The sequence below is a fragment of the Hymenobacter metallilatus genome, assembly GCF_003944705.1.
Lineage (GTDB): Bacteria > Bacteroidota > Bacteroidia > Cytophagales > Hymenobacteraceae > Hymenobacter > Hymenobacter metallilatus.
In genome coordinates this window covers 353,430-370,918 of the sequence record NZ_RWIS01000003.1, presented here as the reverse complement: position 1 = coordinate 370,918, position 17,489 = coordinate 353,430, and the positions used below count along the sequence as shown (strand labels likewise).

At 60.2% G+C, this 17,489-nt stretch carries 18 protein-coding genes; 9 read left to right on the top strand and 9 right to left on the bottom strand.

All coding sequences use genetic code 11. The features are described from left to right. Positions 1–12: 12 nt before the first annotated feature. Entirely contained in the window at positions 13–723 is a 711-nt protein-coding gene (locus tag EI290_RS07130; protein WP_125428138.1) for a DNA repair ATPase, read from the bottom strand. 274 nt (positions 724–997) lie between these two features. On the opposite strand from EI290_RS07130, the gene EI290_RS07125 reads away from it, so the two are divergent. The 4 genes from EI290_RS07125 (at position 998) to EI290_RS07110 (ending at position 4,348) form a co-directional block, all read left to right on the top strand. Beyond that, positions 998–1,405 (top strand): 6-pyruvoyl trahydropterin synthase family protein, encoded by a 408-nt coding sequence (locus EI290_RS07125; RefSeq protein WP_125428136.1) that lies wholly within the window; start codon positions 998–1,000, stop codon positions 1,403–1,405. After that, positions 1,398–2,081 (top strand): GTP cyclohydrolase I FolE, encoded by a 684-nt coding sequence (folE, locus tag EI290_RS07120; protein WP_125428134.1) that lies wholly within the window; start codon positions 1,398–1,400, stop codon positions 2,079–2,081. The genes EI290_RS07125 and folE overlap by 8 nt, the downstream gene beginning before the upstream one ends. A gap of 134 nt (positions 2,082–2,215) precedes the next feature. Next, positions 2,216–3,127 carry a TIGR01777 family oxidoreductase gene (locus EI290_RS07115; protein ID WP_125428132.1) on the top strand — a complete coding sequence of 304 codons (912 nt, stop codon included), beginning with the start codon at positions 2,216–2,218 and terminating at the stop codon, positions 3,125–3,127. Positions 3,128–3,172: 45 nt separating this feature from the next. Then, complete coding sequence (locus tag EI290_RS07110) at positions 3,173–4,348, top strand: hypothetical protein (RefSeq protein ID WP_125428130.1); 1,176 nt, start codon at positions 3,173–3,175, stop codon at positions 4,346–4,348. Between the two features lie 130 nt (positions 4,349–4,478). Here the strand turns inward: EI290_RS07110 and EI290_RS07105 are convergent, their stop codons facing one another. The 6 genes from EI290_RS07105 to EI290_RS07080 all read right to left on the bottom strand — a co-directional run bounded on the left by EI290_RS07105 (position 4,479) and on the right by EI290_RS07080 (position 10,948). After that, complete coding sequence (locus tag EI290_RS07105) at positions 4,479–6,866, bottom strand: transglycosylase domain-containing protein (RefSeq protein ID WP_246008879.1); 2,388 nt, start codon at positions 6,864–6,866, stop codon at positions 4,479–4,481. Positions 6,867–7,433: 567 nt separating this feature from the next. Beyond that, positions 7,434–7,817 carry a hypothetical protein gene (locus tag EI290_RS07100; RefSeq protein WP_125428128.1) on the bottom strand — a complete coding sequence of 128 codons (384 nt, stop codon included), beginning with the start codon at positions 7,815–7,817 and terminating at the stop codon, positions 7,434–7,436. A gap of 12 nt (positions 7,818–7,829) precedes the next feature. Beyond that, positions 7,830–8,069 (bottom strand): hypothetical protein, encoded by a 240-nt coding sequence (locus EI290_RS07095; RefSeq protein ID WP_125428126.1) that lies wholly within the window; start codon positions 8,067–8,069, stop codon positions 7,830–7,832. A gap of 25 nt (positions 8,070–8,094) precedes the next feature. Continuing rightward, positions 8,095–9,720, bottom strand: coding sequence for a DUF4153 domain-containing protein (locus EI290_RS07090; protein WP_125428125.1), 1,626 nt, complete (start codon positions 9,718–9,720; stop codon positions 8,095–8,097). Positions 9,721–9,783: 63 nt separating this feature from the next. Beyond that, positions 9,784–10,077: a winged helix-turn-helix domain-containing protein gene (locus EI290_RS07085; protein ID WP_125428123.1), complete on the bottom strand. Its 294-nt coding sequence runs from the start codon at positions 10,075–10,077 to the stop codon at positions 9,784–9,786. A gap of 214 nt (positions 10,078–10,291) precedes the next feature. Continuing rightward, the gene (locus tag EI290_RS07080) at positions 10,292–10,948 is read right to left on the bottom strand and encodes a hypothetical protein (RefSeq protein ID WP_125428121.1); all 657 of its coding nucleotides are present in this window, start codon (positions 10,946–10,948) and stop codon (positions 10,292–10,294) included. Between the two features lie 450 nt (positions 10,949–11,398). Here EI290_RS07080 and EI290_RS07075 point away from each other — a divergent pair, with 450 nt between their 5' ends. The 5 genes from EI290_RS07075 to EI290_RS07055 all read left to right on the top strand — a co-directional run bounded on the left by EI290_RS07075 (position 11,399) and on the right by EI290_RS07055 (position 14,943). Then, entirely contained in the window at positions 11,399–11,827 is a 429-nt protein-coding gene (locus EI290_RS07075) for a hypothetical protein (RefSeq protein WP_125428119.1), read from the top strand. A 363-nt stretch (positions 11,828–12,190) separates the two neighbouring features. Then, the gene (locus EI290_RS07070) at positions 12,191–12,406 is read left to right on the top strand and encodes a hypothetical protein (RefSeq protein ID WP_148103623.1); all 216 of its coding nucleotides are present in this window, start codon (positions 12,191–12,193) and stop codon (positions 12,404–12,406) included. Between the two features lie 44 nt (positions 12,407–12,450). Then, complete coding sequence (locus EI290_RS07065; RefSeq protein ID WP_125428116.1) at positions 12,451–13,242, top strand: class I SAM-dependent methyltransferase; 792 nt, start codon at positions 12,451–12,453, stop codon at positions 13,240–13,242. Positions 13,243–13,380: 138 nt separating this feature from the next. Next, positions 13,381–14,256 (top strand): UbiA family prenyltransferase, encoded by an 876-nt coding sequence (locus EI290_RS07060; RefSeq protein WP_125428114.1) that lies wholly within the window; start codon positions 13,381–13,383, stop codon positions 14,254–14,256. A gap of 60 nt (positions 14,257–14,316) precedes the next feature. Then, positions 14,317–14,943 carry a hypothetical protein gene (locus tag EI290_RS07055; protein WP_125428112.1) on the top strand — a complete coding sequence of 209 codons (627 nt, stop codon included), beginning with the start codon at positions 14,317–14,319 and terminating at the stop codon, positions 14,941–14,943. Positions 14,944–15,107: 164 nt separating this feature from the next. Here EI290_RS07055 and EI290_RS07050 read toward each other — a convergent pair whose 3' ends face one another. Together EI290_RS07050 and EI290_RS07045 are read right to left on the bottom strand one after the other, a co-directional pair. Further along, positions 15,108–15,758, bottom strand: coding sequence for a DsbA family protein (locus EI290_RS07050; RefSeq protein ID WP_185816881.1), 651 nt, complete (start codon positions 15,756–15,758; stop codon positions 15,108–15,110). Positions 15,759–15,950: 192 nt separating this feature from the next. Beyond that, a complete protein-coding gene (locus tag EI290_RS07045) occupies positions 15,951–17,387 on the bottom strand; it encodes a Gfo/Idh/MocA family oxidoreductase (protein ID WP_125428108.1) in 1,437 nt (478 codons plus the stop codon). Between the last annotated feature and the right edge of the window lie 102 nt (positions 17,388–17,489).

Sequence of the window (17,489 nt, the reverse complement as noted above, 5' to 3'; positions counted from 1 at the left end):
ATACTGCGGCTACTATTCGATTTTGTTCATGCGCTCCTTTACGGCTTCCAGGGCCACGCGCATGTTCACAATGTCGGCGCGGGCAGCTTCCTGCTCTTTCAGGTTCAGGTCAACCTGGTTGTTGAACTGCTGCAACTCGGCGGCGTTCTGTGCCAGCTGCTGCTGAATTTCAATTTTGCGCTGCTTGTTCTTTTCGATGTCCTTCTTGATGGCATCAGCCTTGGCAATAACGGCCATGTGGTTGTCCTGCGACTGTACCAGGGCTTTCTCAGCGGTAGCAACCTGCAGGGCCAAATCCTCACGGTAGAGCTTGCGGGCGAAGTCCTTCAGGTAGCCTTCGGCGGCTTTCCACTGCACGGGAGTGGCATCTTTGCTCAGGTAAGCGTTGCCCAGGTCAATCGACCACCATACGGTGGTACCGGTTGGCACGGCATCTACCTTGCTGATTACGCGGATGGGGGTTTTGGAAATGGCTTCAATAACGACGCCATCCATGGTATATACGCCCTTATCGGCTTTCACCTTGCTGCCGAACTGCTCATCCAGCTGTTTTTTCCAGGAGTCTTCCACGCGCTTGCTATCCAGCTGCATAGAAACTCGTTGCCCCTTGCGCGGAATGCCTTTGATGGCCATATCCGTTTCGTCAACGGGCGACTTTTGCGCGAAGCTGGTCACCGTTGTTGCCAATAGGAGCAGCAGGGAGAAGAGTAGGCCTCGTTTCATAGGGGAATGAAATAGAGTGAAAAAGAAATGATGTGCAGGAAGTAAATGCCGGCTTACTGTATCCGACTGACCAAATTTAACCAGACTACCAGCACCATACTAGGCCCCCGATTGATTTTTTTGAAGAAAGCTGTGTTTTGCTTGAAAATTACTATTTCGCATTACTTAGGTACCATAAAACTATTCTCATATACAGATACTGCTACGTTTAACCACTTATGAATCTTTGCGAACCTGCTGAACAAAAGCAACCCCACGCTGTTCATTGCCGACTATGACCATTACGATCTGCCGTAAAGAGCACTTCAACGCCGCGCACCGTTTGCACAACCCAGCTTGGAGCGAGGAGCACAACCGGGCCATCTTCGGCAAGTGCAACAACCCTCATTATCACGGACATAACTACGAGTTGATTGTCCGCCTGACCGGCAGCATCGACCCGGAGACCGGGTACGTGTATGATATGAAGCGCTTGAGTGACCTGATCAAACGCGAGATTCTGGATACCTTTGACCACCGGAATCTGAATCTGGACACTGAAGAATTCCGTCACCTCAACCCCACGGCCGAGAATATTGCCGTGGTTATCTGGAACCGTTTGCGTCCTCACCTAGCGGACAGCCTAGCCTTATCGGTTACGCTGTATGAGACCGAACGCAATTTTGTAGAATACCATGGATAACCCCGTGCCTGCGGCCTTTGCCGCGGACGGTGCCGCCCGCCCCGTTGTTGATGCCCAACTACCGGCCGACCTGCGCACCCCTCTTCGTGCCGATGCTTTTCAGCTCAGCGACGACGAGAAGATTACGGCCATTGCCGGGCATTTTGAGCAGATTATGCAGCTGCTGGGCCTGGACCTGACCGACGACAGCCTGAGCGGCACCCCCCGGCGCGTCGCTAAAATGTACGTGCAGGAATGGTTTAGGGGCCTCGACCCCAAGCACCGTCCCGAGGTACGGTTGTTTGACAACCGCTACCACTACCAGAACCTGCTGGTGGAGCGCGACATTACGGTATTTTCGTGCTGTGAGCACCATTTTGTGCCCATCATCGGCAAGGCCCACGTGGCGTATCTGCCGGGTACGCACGTAGTGGGACTCAGTAAGCTGAACCGCGTGGTGCAGTACTTTGCCCGCCGCCCCCAAGTGCAGGAGCGTCTCACCCGCCAGATTGCTGAGGAGCTAAAAAACGCGCTGGGCACCGAAGATGTGGCCGTGCTGATTGAGGCCGACCACCTCTGCGTAATGAGCCGGGGCGTGAATGACACCAACAGCAGTACCATTACGGCCGAATACGGCGGCGCCTTTGGGCGCGACGAAACGCTACGCCACGAGTTTTTGCGGTTGTTGGGGAAATGAGTTTCTGGTTTCTAGTTACTTGTTTCTAGTTTTGGTGCTTAGGAATCGGCAAGTTCTCCGTGTCGGTCATGCAAATCTGCTGATGGGCGTAAACTGAACACGAACGAGAAACAAGTACCCAGAAACTATTTCAGATGTCCCGTAAAGTTCTGATTACCGGTGGTACCGGCATGATTGGCACCCGCCTGGCGGAAATGCTGATTGACGGGGGCTACGAAGTGGCCTTGCTCAGCCGCACGTCCGGTAGCGGCCGGTTCCGCAGCTTCCGCTGGGACCCGCTGGCAGGCACCATCGACGAGGCCGCCGTACCCTACGCCGACTACATCATCAACTTGGCGGGCAGCAGCGTGTCGGACGGCAAGTGGACGCAGGAAAAAAAGCGGGAAATTTTGTCGAGCCGCCTGGCCGGCACCCAGCTGATGGCGCGGGAACTGGCCAAGCAGAACCACCACGTCCGGACGTTCATTTCGGCCTCGGCCATTGGCATTTATGGCGACCGGGACAGTCAACTGGTAAACGAAGAAACTCCACCGGCTACCGACGATTTTCTGGCGGAAGTGTGCCAGCGCTGGGAAGCTGCGGCCCAGGGGGTAGCGGAATACGGCGTCCGAACGGCTATTTTCCGGATTGGCATCGTACTGAGCCCTGAGGGCGGCGCGCTGGTGCCCCTGGCCCGTACCGTGAAGCTCATGGCTGGGGCAGCCTTGGGCTCGGGCAAGCAGTATATGTCCTGGATTCACCTCGACGACCTGTGCCGCCTGTTTATTCAGGCTCTGGAGGAGCCGCAGTGGCAGGGCACTTACAATGCCGTGGCACCCAACCCCGTAACCAACCAGGAGTTTACCCGCACCCTGGCCGATGTGCTGCACCGCCCGCTGGTGCTGCCTAAGGTGCCCGAGTTCGGCCTGAAGCTGGTAATGGGCGAAATGAGCGAGATAGTGCTGGCCTCCCAGCGCGTTAGTGCCGAAAAAACCCTGCAGCAGGGCTTCACCTTTGAGTTTCCGAAGCTGCGCGGGGCGCTGGAGTCATTTTACAGCGAGGAATAGGGCAGCGCCGTGCGTTTTCTTCTCCGGGTCCCGCTAGGGAGCATTTTGTTACTTGTTGCCTACCTGAACTATCAGCTGCTGTATACGCCCCGGCTGGTGCCAGTACAAGGCCGGCCCGTCAATGCGGAAGTTATAGGGCAGCTACAGTTTCTGCAGGACCGCATGCACAGCGGGGCGGGGCAGCAGATGCAGGAGTTGTACCCGGAAGGTTTTGTATACCTGAATGCGCTGTATGCGCTTACCTGGACGGAGCTGCTCGCTCACGTACCGCCAGCATCTGCCCTGCACCAACAGGCCAGCCGGGAAACCAAATGGGCCTTGGGCGAGATGCAAAGCCCGGCCGCACAGGCTATTTTTGAGCCGGATTTGCCCCTGCCCTACGGGGCTTTCTACCAGGGCTGGTCGGCGTACTGCTTGGGGCGCTACCTGTACGCCCTGCCCCCGGCCCAGCGGGATACGGCCGACCTGCACCGCTTCGACCGGCAATGCGCCCTGATTGCCGCTGCCCTGGCTGCCAGCCCTTCGCCTTACCTGGAATCGTACCGCGGTGCAGCCTGGCCCGCCGATGGCGTGCTGGGCGTGGCGGCCCTGGCCTGGCACGACCGGCTACAACCGCCGCAGTACCATAGGGTAATCCGGCAGTGGCTGCGGGCGGTGAACTCCCGGCTGGATGCCCGGCAGCTAATTCCGCACGAGGTGAAGGCCGGCTCCGGGGCTGTACTCACGCCCGCCCGCGGCTCTTCGCAAAGCCAGCTGCTTACCTTCCTTGTTGAAATTGACTCTGCCTATGCGCAGCCGCATTTCCAGCGTTACCGCGCCCTGTTCCTGACGAGCCGGCTGGGCCTGCCAGGCCTGCTGGAATCGGCCAAGGGCACGGCGGCCACGGAGGATATAGATTCCGGCCCGGTTATCTGGGGTGTGGGCGGGGCGGCTTCTCTGGTGGGCCGGCGTACTATGCAGCGCTTCGGCGACACTACTACCGCCGTGGGCCTGCGCAACAGCATTGAGGCGTTTGGTCTACCCTGGCACGGTGGTAGCGGCAAATCCTACCTACTGGGTCAGCTGCCCATTGCCGATGCCTTTATTGCCTGGAGTAACTCGCTGGAAGTACACCGCACGCTGCACACCACGCACCCCTGGCGGCGCACGTTTCAACTACTTTCCGGGCTCGTAGTGGTGGGCACCGTGCTGCTATGGCGCAAGCTGAGCCCGAACAGATAGCTCGGAACTATACTGTGCCTCACGGGAGAAGGTAATTATTTTACTGCGTAATTGGATACCCTCCTCAGGCGGGCCGAAGCGCAGCTTCGGGGTGCACGTCCTGGTAAATCCGGCTCTGGATTACAAGTTTTTACTGCCCGCCCAGGCTGTCGGGAAGAGGTACGGTACCGTTATTGAGCTCCTCCAGCAGATTGTCGACCACAATGGTATCCACGGGCTCCTCGCGGCGGCGGCGGCGCGGCTCTTCGGTTACGCAAATGTACTTTTTGGTGATGGTAACGGTCGGCTTGGGGAAGGGCCCCATCCGGATATCCAGGTCGGGGTCCTGGTACACCTTTTCCATGTAGGTGCCGAAGATGGGCAGGGCCATGCGGCCCCCCTCGCCCTGCTGAGAGTTCAGGAAGTGGATGCTCCGGTCTTCGCCGCCTACCCACACGCCGGTTACCAGGTCCTTGGTAATGCCCATATACCAGCCGTCGGAGTAGTTGCTGGTGGTACCGGTTTTGCCGCCAATCTGGTTGTTTTTCTTCCAGAGCTCATAGTCCCATAGCGCCTGGGAGGTGCCGCCGGGCTCCTCCATGCCGCCACGCAGCATGTAGGTCATCAGCCAGGCCGTTTCGGCCGGAATTACGCGCTTCTGCTGGGGGTCGAACTGGGCCAGCACGTTGCCGTTCACGTCCTCAATGCGCGTGACCAGCATGGGCTCGGTGCGGAAGCCCTGGTTGACGAAGGTGCTGTAGGCATTCACCATTTCAAACACGCTCACGTCACCGCCCGAGCCCAGCCCGATGCTGGGCACCGGCAGCAGCTTGCTCCGGATACCGACCTTGTTGGCGTACTTGGCCACGTTATCCCAGCCGACTTTCTCAGTGAGTTGGGCCGTGACGGAGTTGACGGAGCGGGCCATGGCGTAGCGCAGCGTCATGTTCATGCCGGTGTACTCACGGGTTACGTTGTCGGGCTGCCACTCCATGGGCTTGCCGTTTTCCACGTAGTTGATGGTTACCCGCTCATCCCGGATTCGGTCGCAGGGCGAGTAGCCGTTATCCAGGGCCGTGAGGTAGACGAAGGGCTTGAAGGTGGAGCCGGCCTGGCGCTTGCCCTGCTTTACGTGGTCGTACTGGAAGAAGCGGTAGTTGAGCCCCCCCACCCAGGCTTTTACCTGACCGGTGAAGGGGTCCATGGTCATCATGCCGGCGTGCAGGAAGTGCTTGTAATAGGCCAGCGAGTCGAGCGGGGACAGCATGAGCGTGGTGTCGCCGTCACCTTTCCAGGTAAATACCTTGGTAGGGTGCTTGCGGTGCAATGCTGAGTCTAATAGATCGGGGCGGCCCCGGTAGCGGGCGGCCAGCTCCTTGTATTGCTCGGTGCGCTTCATCTGAGTTTCGATGAAGTCGGGAATTTCCTTGCCGTCCTCGTCCACCCAGGGGTTGGAGTCCCGGTTGCGCCAGAAGTTGTCGAAAGTACGCTGCAGGGACTTCATTTTTTTCTGCACGGCCTCCTCGGCGTACTGCTGCATGCGCGAGTCGATGGTGGTGTAGATACGCAGGCCGTCCCGGTACATATCGTAGCCGTTCTGCTTGCACCACTCGTTCACGGCCTGGCTCACGGCCCCACGGAAGTAGGTTTCGGGCCCGTCCACGTGCTTTTCTACCTGGTATTTCAGGGCAATGGGCCGGGCCTGCTCCTGCTGTACCTGGGCGGCCGTGAGCACGCCCGCCTGCCCCATGCGCGTGAGCACCAGATTGCGGCGACGCTGGGCAGCCTGAGGATGAAACTTGGGGTTGAAGGCCGTGGGGTTATTGAGCATACCCACCAGCATGGCGGCCTGCTCAATGGTGAGGCTGTCGGGGGAAGTACTATAGAAGGTTTTGGCGGCCACTTTCACGCCGTAGGCCTGGGAGCCGTACTCCACAGTGTTGAAGTAGAGGGCCAGAATTTCGTCCTTGGTGTAGCGGCGCTCCAGCTCCACGGCCGTGAGCCACTCCTTGGTTTTGCTGATGATAGTGCCCAACAGGGGCACATGGCCCAGCAGGCCGGTATTTTCCTTGCGGCGGGTTTTGTAGAGATTTTTGGCCAGCTGCTGCGTGATGGTGGAGCCCCCACCCCCACTGCCGCCGGTAGCTACGCCTGCCACGGCCCGGGCAATGGCCACGGGGTCGATGCCGGAATGCTGCTGGTAGCGCACATCTTCCGTTGAAACCAGGGCTTTGATCAGCCAGGGCGACATTTTGCTGAGCGGCACCGGGGAGCGGTTTTCGCGGAAGTAGCGGCCAATCAGTACGCCGTCGGCGGTAAATACCTTGGAGGGCTGTTCCACCCGGGGGTTTTCCAGCTCCTCCAAACTCGGCGACTTGCCAAACAGGAACAGAAAGTTCATGCTCACCAGAATCGGGTACAGCAGAAACAGCCCCGCTCCTACCACAAAAAATGCCCACAGCGCACGGGAGGTGCGGTTGGGCCAACGACGGGTGGGAACAGCGGAAGTAGTTTTCTTTAGCGGCGTAGAAGCGGACATGCAGAGCGCAATGAGGCGAGCAGAACCGGCGGAGCCGGTTTGGGAGACGCAAATATACCAGTTGCGGCGGGGTCGTGCGTAGTTTATCAGTTGGCGGAGAGGTGTGTGCGGCAGCTAACCGAATGGAGGCCGCACACACCTCCCTTGCCTGCCTTTTACTTCCGTACCTATAGGGTTGGTTCCAGACCCCTTAGTCCGTCATCCGCCCACTGAATAGAATTACTAATCCGATACCCACTGCTACAGTTATGCAAGCCGCGCCGGCGTATCCGCACCAGGAGGCCAGGCACCATAACCACCGCCAAGCCTGATTCTTGAGCATTGCAGCTATGCGGCCCGCTGCAAGAGCCGCCAGCCACGGCAAGCTCACCATGCATCCGATGAACGTCACGCCAAACCACACCCCGGTCTGCGGGTGATTCGGCCATATTTCCTGCTCGAACACCAGATTTAAAGCACAGAAAACCATGCCACCGGCAACCCACCACGCCGCCCGGGGCACAGCCGGCAGCACGGTACGGCATACGAAGTACCGTAGCCGGGCCACGAGCGAATCCAGCCAGTCCATCATACCCACAGCGGATGTAGCGTAACCTGACCGGCGCCCAGCAGTAGCAGGCCCAGCAGGCTTCCCAAATGGAACACCACGCACAGCCAGAATACAAAGTTGGGCAGGTAGCGGCGGGTATCCAGCAGGCTGCCCGGCGACGAAGGCAGGGCCAGCGGCAGCGTGGCCTGGTAGAGCACCACGGCGTTGGCCCCCGCTACCCATAGCCCCAGCAGCCACGCCTGCTGCCAAACGTGCATCAGCTGCGCCAACTGGGCCGCGTTGGTGGAGCCCAGCTGATACCAGCCGGGTATCTGCCACCACGTCCAGAGCACGGCGCAGGCGGCCAGCAGCACGGCCAGGCTGCGGCCGGCGGAGTGGGGTTTGATATGCTCAGTTTTCATGCGGAAGAAATGTTAGCGAACTGCCACGGCCGGCGCGGCATGTCCCCAGAGCAGCATCATGTGCAGCAGCGTCCAGAGCACGGAGCCCAGCAGCAAGGTGGCGCAGGGCAGCACGACTACCAACAGGCGCTGGGTACGGGCGGCGAAGGTGGCGGCCCGTTCGCGCCAGGTGAGCAAAGCGGCCAGGGCGGCCACGCTGCCGGCGCACCAGAGCAGGCCCAACAGGGAAAATCCGAGTTGCAGGAAGTTCATGGGAGAAAAGAAATCGGGTGAGTGGCTACTGGTTGCGCAGAGCTTCATAAGCTGCTGCCTCGGCCTGCGTCCAGCTTTGCCAGCTGTGGTACTCGGGGTAGTTGCGCTGCCAGGCTGCAATGCGGTGCCGGATGGCGGCTTTGGCTTGCTCGGGCGTGGCGGTACTTTCGTAATAAGCCCCGGGTGGGCTGATGATAATGCGCGTGGCCCCATCCAGCACGTCCTGGCGGGTAGCCAGCTCGGGCAGCACCCGCTCAGGCATAGCCAGCAGGAAACCCAGGTCGACGGTGCGGAAGCGGGGGCTGAGGTTGTAGCGGGCAATCCAGATTTCCCAGTTGCCCAGGGCCAGCACCAGCAGCAGCGCGTAGGCGGCCAGTCCGTTCAGGCGCACCAGGGCGTAGGCCGAGCGGCGCTGCCAGATTTTGAGCAGCACCGTTAGCAGCCCGAACAGGGTGAGCAGGAGGAAGCCATACACCCCAATGCGCTTGTAAGCCAGCCCCGTGTGCAGAATGTAATAGTAGTTGCGCAGCCCCACCGACACCGTCAGGACCACGTTTTGCACCACCCACACGGTAGCGCCCCAGCGCAGTGCCGGCAGCCCGGGCTGGTAGAAGTTGAGGTTGCGGCGGAAAAACCACAGCACAATGCCCATGGCCAGCAGAATGCTCAGAATCAGCACGTAGGTACCCTCGTGCACAAACTGCGTAAGGTCGAAGCCGGGCTCGGGCGTGAAGCCGAACCAGATCCAGCGCACATCCAGCGTGTTGACCACCAGCAGCAGCACATTTACCAGCCCAAACACGGCCAGGGCCGCCAGATACTCTTTGCGCAAGTCGAGCGGGCCCTGGCTTTTGACGCGGAAATCGGGGCGGCGCACTCCGAAGGAAGCTACCCGGTCGCGCTGCCGCCGCACAAACTCCCCGAAGCGCGACTCATGGTCGAGGAAAAAATGCTGGGGCACTATCACCAACGCCCCAGCCGTAAGCACCAGCCCCAGCAGAAAAAACAGCAGATGCGGCAGCGAAAAAGCCGGCCACAGCGCCAGCAGCCACTCGCCCAGCTTCTCCACTAAGTGGTCGGTCAGGGCTTCGTAGTGCGGGTTAGCCAGCACAAACAGCACATGAAACACGCCCAGCACCACCAGCGGCAGCAGCAGCAGGCGGCCATAAAACCGAACGCGCGGCCAGCGGCCGGCCCCGCCCTGGGGCAAACTCAGGTAGGGCAACAGGCCCGGCAGCACCCGCGTGGCGGCCGTTAGGGCCGTCAGCAGGGCGTAGGCCACCAGTTTCAGATGGGGCTGGTTTACGTAGCCTAACACCATCAGCAGGGAAGCTACGCAGGCCAGCCGGGCAGCGCCGGAGCCCAGCCACACCACGCAGCCGGCGCTAACCAGCGTACCCGCCACCATCAGCCGGAAGTAGCCGGAGCGCCATACCGCCGCCTGCCGGGGCTGCCCCAGCAACGTGGCCGCCAGCACAAATACCGTGTACAGCGCCAGGTTCAGGCCAATTTCCTGGTTCCAGAACAGCACATCGAACAGCACGGTGCCGGCCGGAATCAGCAGCTTTTGGAGGGCTGTGAGTACCACCGGACTGCGGTGGGTGAAGGGAACCGGCCCGGCAGCAGGCACGGTGGCAGTGAAGGTGGTCATAAGCAGTAAGAGGTATTCTGAAAGAACTTTGTATTTCAAAGTTTAAGGGCAAAAAAAGAGACCTTACCCGCGCAACAACTTCTCCAGGGCCAACAGATGGTCTTGAAATGCGGTTTTTCCTTCGATGGAAGCAGCATAGGTGGTGTTGGGTTTCTTGCCGATGAATTGCTTGCTCACCGTTACGTAGCCGGCCTTTTCCAGGGCCGCTACGTGGCTGGCCAGGTTGCCATCCGTCAGGTCCAGGGCTTCTTTCAACTCATTGAAGCTCACCGATTCATTCGCCATCAGCACGGCCATTACGCCCAACCGGACGCGGTTGTCGAAAGCCTTATTGAGCGTGTGAATGAGGTGTTTCAAAGGGAGTTATGAAGTGATGAGGTAAAAGGTGACGGGGGAGAAGTATGCAGTTGAGAGGAACGGATGGGGTCTGAGCGGCCTGAGGTTAACAGAAGAAAGGCGAGGTTCGGGTGCCACGACGCAGTGTGTCATGCAAATAATGTCTGGGATTCTATAAACCTGGAACCATACAGAGGCTTACTTGCACTTGTCACTTTTTACTTCATCCTTTTCATTACCCTCTTTCATACCGGTTATACATCAGAATGCCGTAGCCGATGTGGCCCAGGCCGAAACCGAGGGCAAAGAACGCCAAGCCGAAGCCAGGGAACAACACGGCCACCAGCCCCAGCACAATTTGGGTGAGGCCCAGCCAACGGATTTCATCCAGGGTATACTTGCTGCCGTTGAGCAAAGCCAGGCCATAGAATAGCAGCAACCCCGGTACTACCAACCCCACCGCCCCCTGCACAAACAGGGCGATGCAGAACAGTCCGCCCGCCACCAGCGGAATAGCCAGACTAATGGCTAGGCGCCGCCCCAGGGCACTCCACACCGGCTGACCGGCCCGCCTAGCCCGGCGCACCGTGAAAAAAGTAGCCACGGCCAGCGCCGCACCCACAATACCCGCGGCCAGCAGCGCCAGAAATGGCAGCACCGCCAGCCGCTCCTGGGGCGTGCTTTGCAGCAGGCGCATGAAGCCGCCGTAGGAATAGCCCTCGGCGGCATAGCGCTGCTGCAAATACCAGTGCCCCACGCCGGCTCCCACCAGTGCCACCACCCCAGCCCCTACCCCAGAAAGGCCGCTGAGCGAAATAAAGCGCGACGACCGTTCCATGATGGAACGGATTTCGGTAAGCTGAGCGAGCGGGTCGATGGTGGGCTTGGCCATAGAATAAAGCACTTTGCGTTACAAAGCAACACAAGTTGGGGGTGGTTTCCAACACATCCAGCCAATAATTTTTTTGACGTGCTTCCAATGCGGGGCTGGGAGTGACGGGCTGACCTATATGCACTATCAAGGGCTTTTGCGTGCAGAGGCTGGCGTGGTCATTCATCCGACGCACGTTTTGGTGCAGTGAGCTTCATGCAAGGGATGTGAGCCGGCAAGCTTGACTACTACTCCAAACGCCTCTTACACCTCATCATTTCCCTGAAGCTGCTGACGTGCCTACTCACCAACTACAGTTGTTAGACTGCGGGACACCGTCGGCATCCCAAAATGGCATCCGAATTCCCAACAAAAGCCCGTTTTCAGGAAACCAGGGCTGTTTGGCGGTGCGTACGTTCGGGGTGTTATCGGTACACTTTTTCTCTGTTTCCGCCTTTATTTATCTGCATTATGCTTCATCACTACGCCACTACCAGCCACTCTACCACTGTTCGCACCTTCATTCTGTGGCTGCTTAGTAACGCTGGCGGTACTTTGTGGTTACTGCTGGATTTCGCCTCGGCCCGCCTGGCCGACTATTCAATTGCCTTGCTGGCAGGGCTGCTGGCTGCATTGGTTTCGCTGGCTGTTGTGCCGCTGGTTATTCCGTTTTTCACCATGATGAGTCGGGTTAAACCCGGCTGGTCGCGGCGAAGCATGGCGCTAGGCGGCGTGGTGCTGTTTTTTCTGCTAGCCAATCAGTTGCTGGTGCTACTGTCGCCCATCGACTCAATGCAGGCCGTATTGCCGCTTTCATTGCCTTACGGTGTGGCGGCAGTGCTGGCCGTATTCTGGCTCTATGGTCCGGCCCAGCGGGCTGCAGTGGCGGCGCACCATTAATGCTAAAAAACTCGTTGCCCTCTTTTTCCGAGGGGGAGCTTACTCGAGCACGTCACTTGAGGAAACTATCCTCCTGCTTCAGGGCCATTCTACCTCCTACAACAAACGGCCTTGCCCCACTATATTGCGTGTGTACTCCGCAACCTGTTCAAGTACGTGCAGACTGATACAGTTACTTCTCAAGCCTTTTATGTAGCTATTAAACAATGGGCGGGTACAGTAGCAGGAGGCTGTTCATTGTTTGCCCTGTATACGGTTGTGCGGCATCCTCCGGCCTGGCACCAGGCAACCGTAGTGTTGGAGGCCTGGGCAGGGGCCATAACTATTAGCTTAATCTGCACCTTTTTTCTGGTGGTACCCTACATGTTTGTGGTTCGTCTGGTGCTGCGGGGCACCTCTCATCTGTCGGCTTCGATGCGGCAATACGCCCTGAGTGGTACGGCGGGCCTGGTTAGTGTGCTAACGGCCGGCCTGCTTGTGTGGGCCGCTGCCGCTCCCGACGATGCAATCCGGGTGTTTTTCTCTATGCTGCCCTGGATAGTCGCGTCTGCCGTGTCGGGGTGGTATGCCCGCCCGTAAGGTGCCGGATTGTCTTTTGCGGCACTTCTGCGTATGCGCATCCCATGAAGCTTCGCCTCCAGCTGTTCGAGTTTGAAGACCTGCCTTGGTTTCCGCGGGTAATCCGGGCGGGCATGATGGATTATCTGCGCTTTATGATTTCGGGGCTCCGCATCTACCAGCCTATTGTGCCCCTGCTGCGCGACGCCTTACTGCGCACCGGCCACCATCAACTGCTGGAGTTATGCGCCGGAGCCGGAGGCGGCACGGCGGGCGTGCTACGGCAGCTGCGTGCGGCCGGTCTGCCCCAGGCCCAGGTTCGCCTCACCGATTTATACCCCCAGCCAGCGGCCTGGCAGGAGTTGCAGGCTACTACGCCTGGGCTCGATGCCGAGCCAGCGCCCGTCGATGCTACTGCCGTGCCAGCCGGGCTGGCGGGGTTTCGGGTGGTGTTTTCGGCCTTTCACCATTTCCCGCCGACAGCGGCCGAGGCGCTACTGGCCGATGCGGTGCGGCAGCGTACGGGCATTGGCGTGTTCGAGGGGGCCGGCAAGCACTGGCTGGAACTACTGCTGGCCTGCACCGTACTGCCCGTTGCCCAGCTTCTGATTACGCCCTTTATCCGGCCGTTCAGCCTGAGCCGGCTGCTGTTCACTTACCTTATCCCGCTGATTCCGCTATTTACCATTTGGGACGGATGCGTGAGCATTCTGCGGATGTACCCGCCGGAGCAGTTGCTGCGGCTGGCCCACCGCGCCGACCCAAGTGGGGCATTTACCTGGCAGGCCGGGAAGGTCCGCCACCACTGGGGCCCCGAGGTAACCTACCTCATCGGTATACCCAACAACGTGGCCTAAGCTGAATCGGGGCGTAAGCTTTAGCTTGCGCCGTGAGCCGCCTGGTTCAATGGGTATGTTGTCACCCGGCACAAGCTGAAGCGTGTGCTATTACTATTCATCCGGCACAAGCTGAAGCGTGTGCTACTTTCCCGCCGCATGTCCTTGCTTCTGCCCTACCGCCGCGCCTTGCCTTTGCTGCGCATTCCGTTTTCAGTGTACCTGATGCCGGTATTCTGGTTTGGGCTGAGCGCCCTGCGGGAGCCGTTCAGCTGGGGGCGGGCGGCGGGCGTGTTTGTGGTGCTGCACCTGCTGGCCTACCCGGCCTCCAACGGCTACAACAGCTACTACGACCGGGACGAGGGCAGCATCGGGGGGCTGCGGCACCCCCCGAAAGTATCGGCGGAGCTGCTGCATCTGGTGTGGCTGTTTGATGGGCTGGCCGTGCTGGGGGCCGCGCTGCTGAGCCTGCCGTTTGCGGGCCTGGTGGCCGGGTATCTGCTCGTATCGAAGGCCTACAGCTACGAGGGAATCCGCCTCAAAAAGTATCCCCTGCTGAGCACAGCCGTGGTGGTGGTGTTTCAGGGGGCCTACACCTTTCTGATGACCCAGGTAGGCGTAGGCGCCGGCCCGGCCCAGCTGCTGGAGCCCACCAATCTGCTGCTGGCCCTGGTCAGCAGCTTGTTTCTGTGTGGCTCCTACCCGCTTACCCAGGTGTATCAGCACCAGGAAGACGCCCGACGCGGCGACCGGACACTGAGCTTACGGCTGGGGATTCGGGGTACGTTTATCTGGGCGGGAGTGGCGCTGGCGGCGGGGGCGGCTTTGCTGGCGCTGGTGTACGTGCAGCGCCAGGAGCTGCGCCATTTACTGGTATTTCTGGTGGCTACGGGGCCGGTAGTGGGGCTGTTTGCCACCTGGGCGCGGGGCGTGTGGCAGCACCCGGCCGCCGCCGACTTCGACCACACCATGCGCATGAACCAGGTATCTTCCATCTGCCTGAGCCTGGCGTTTGCCCTGATGCTAATCTGGTAACCGCGGCCAACGGCTGAGCTGCCCGTTGCGTACAATCAGCCTCACCCTATTTCCAGCGCCATGCGTTTTACTGCCTTATTCCCGCTCCTGCTAGTTGCCGCGGCCTGCTCCTCGCCCGAGCAAACGGCTACCTCATCCCCCGCTACCACCGCTCCCGATTCGTCGGCGGCCCGGCCCGAGCCCCTGGATACGGCCCGCCCGGCCCCCGTTGATGCCCAGGCCGATACGCTGCTGACCAGCCGCAGCCGCCATCAGTTCTCCTCGGCGGCCTCGCCCGACGTATTCTCGCTGGTGCTGCGCGGCTCCTCGGTGCTGAGTGGGGAAGCTACGTTTACCATCACCACGGCCAGCGGCCAGGTTATTTTCCGGGAAGTGCTGTCGTCGCCGGACCTGGAGGCGGCTATGGTGTACGAAATGAAAGGCTCCACCGCTACCCAGGCCGAGCGGGAAGCCTACGTGCGGAAACGGGTGAAGGAGTTTTTTGCCGACAAGAACTTCCAGCGGCCGGCCGTAGCTAAATCGGCCACTTTCCCGGCAACCGATGTACCCGCCGGCCTCGACCGCGCCGCCTGGGACGACCTGCACCGCCGCCCCGACGCGGTGGCATTTATTTACCTGGTCGGTAAGGAAGACCGGCAGCGCATTGCCTGGTCGCCGCTGCGCAAGCAGGTGGTGCATATTCCCTAAGAAGAACGGGTACCTCACGCCATCAGGAGTTGTACCCCGAAGCCCTGCCTCGGCCGTCGTTGCCCTTGTACCCCGGAGCTGTGCTCCGGCCCGCACTAGGGGTAATTACCTTCTTACGCAAGCCGGAGCACAGCTCTGGGGTACACGTTCTGACGACTCGGGCTCTAGTCAGCCTGGCGTAGCGCCTCCTCCAGCCGGGCCGCAAACAAGTCGTAGGGCTGGTAGCCGCGGGCCAGTATCAGGCCCTGGGAGCCCAGCCGCAAAATGGTGGTAGGATAGCCCTGAACCCCAATTTTGCCCACGGCTGCAAACTCCAGAATGGTACCCCGGATAATCTCCCGGCTCTGCATCCGTGCCTGAAAATCGGCCGCATCAAGGCCGTAGGGCGCAACCAGGGCCGCGTAGGTGGCGGGGTCGTTCAGGTCGGCACCGTCGCGGAAGTAGGCCTGCTGCACCTTGTGGGCAAACTGGGCGGCCTGCTCCTGCCGCAGCTGCCGAAACGCATGAATGGCCCGGCACGGCGGCTCCGAGTTCAGCACGTAGCTGCCCTCTTCGCCCCGGGCCCGGAAAGCTGGCCCGAATACCACGCCCGTTACTTGCTGCACCTGTCCCAGCGCCCCCGAAAGCAACGGCCACTCCTCCCGGATAGGCCCAACCTGCTCCCCGGTTATCATGCCTCCGCACAGCACCGACACCACCACTCGTCCGGCGAACTGCGCCTGTACCTGCTGCACTACCGGGCTCATGCCGTAGCACCAGCTGCACAATGGGTCCGAAATATAGAGCAGCTCGGGTAGGTCGGGTTGTTGTTCCATACGGGCAAAGGTAGGGCGTCGGGCTGTTTCTCCCCGCCATCCTTCCGCTGTCATCGTGAGCCTGCGAAGGACCTTATAGCAATTGAACGGCCTCCGCGACCCTCAGTGCATCCCTCCGCGAACCTCTGTGAGAAAACCCATTCTACTACCATAAGGTCTTTCGTCTACTGTCTCAGAATAACGGAACCGAGGTTACGTCTGCTTGGGCTCCGGCCCCCGGAACACATCTGTGCCCTGCACCGCCGGCAGCTTTACGGGCCGCCCCTCCCGGGCCGACTGGTACAGAGCCTCCATAATCCGATGGTCCTGCAAGCCTTCTTCGCCGGGCGTGCGGGGGCGCTTGTCTTCCAGAATGCACTCCGAAAAATGGTCCATTTCGGTGGCAAACTGGTTTTGGGCCGGAATGGTAATCTGGTTCTGCATTTTGGCCTTGCCCTCCGCCTGCGAGGTTTGCAGCCTCTGGCCGGTGTAGGCGTAGGCATTATCCAGGTGGATCCAGCCCCGCTCGGTATTCACGCGGTAGAAGCGCGAGTCGTGGGTGTTGTAGTGGGTGATGCTGTCTACTATTACTCCCTCCGGGAAGCGCAGCTGAAACGACATGGTTTCCTCAACCTCCTTGAACAGCGGGTTACCGGGCGTACTGTAGGTGTAGGCAAATACCTCCGTGGGCTCGGTGCCCAGCAGAAAGCGGCTGGTGTTCAGGCAGTACAGGCCGATGTCGGGCAGGGCCCCGCCTCCAGCCAGGGCTTTCTTGTGGCGCCAGTGGTCGGGGTTGGCGGAGCTTTGGCTGTTCTGGGCCTGGATGTACTTGGGCTTGCCGAACTTGCCGGCGCGCACCATGTCGTGTACCAAGCGGTTGTAGGGTTCGTATTGAATCCGGTAGGCAATCATCAGCTTCACGCCGGCCTTTTTGCAGGCGTCCACCATCAGCTCGCACTCCTTCGCCGATACGGCCATGGGCTTTTCGCAGAGAATGTGCTTGCCGGTTTTGGCCCCCCGTAGCACGTATTCGGCGTGCATGGAGTTGGGCAGCACGATGTAAATGGCCTTCACCTCCGGGTTATCCTTGAGCTTGTCGTAGTCCTGGTAGCTGTAGCAGCTTTCGGGCTTGATGCCGTACTGGGCGGCCACTTTTTTCAGCTTCTCCGGCGAGCCGCTTACCAGCGCCACCGGCTTCGACTTCTTGCACTCCCCGAAGGCGGGCAGGATTTCTTCCAGCGACAAATGCCCCAGCCCCACAATGGCGTAGCCCACGCGCTGGTCGGGCGGCAGCGGCGTGGGCACCGGCCCCGACTGGGGGTCTACATCCGACTTCCAGGCTTCCAGCTCGATGGGCTTGCTCACCTCAGCGGGCACCTTGGCCGGCGGCGACACGGCTTCCGAAGAAGCTACTTTTGTGCCCTCCGGTGAGGTGAAAGTGGTGGCAGCGTCAACTTCCGAAGCGGGCGTGCCCGTGGTAGGCGTACCCGCCGCTTTGGCACCCGGGCCCTCCGACTGGCAGCTACCCAGCGCCCCGGCCGCTACGCTTACGGCCAGCCCTCGGCCAGCCAGACTCAGAAACTCTTTGCGAGATACCTCCCGGCCGGCGTGATGCAGCACGGTACTTAATAGCTCATTAGTGAAAGACATAGGATAACGTGTTGGAAGTAGAGAGTGTGAGTTGACCCTACTCTGCTTGCATAAGAGGACACTGAAATGTAGCTGCAGCAGGTGTACCAAGGCTGCCTGATA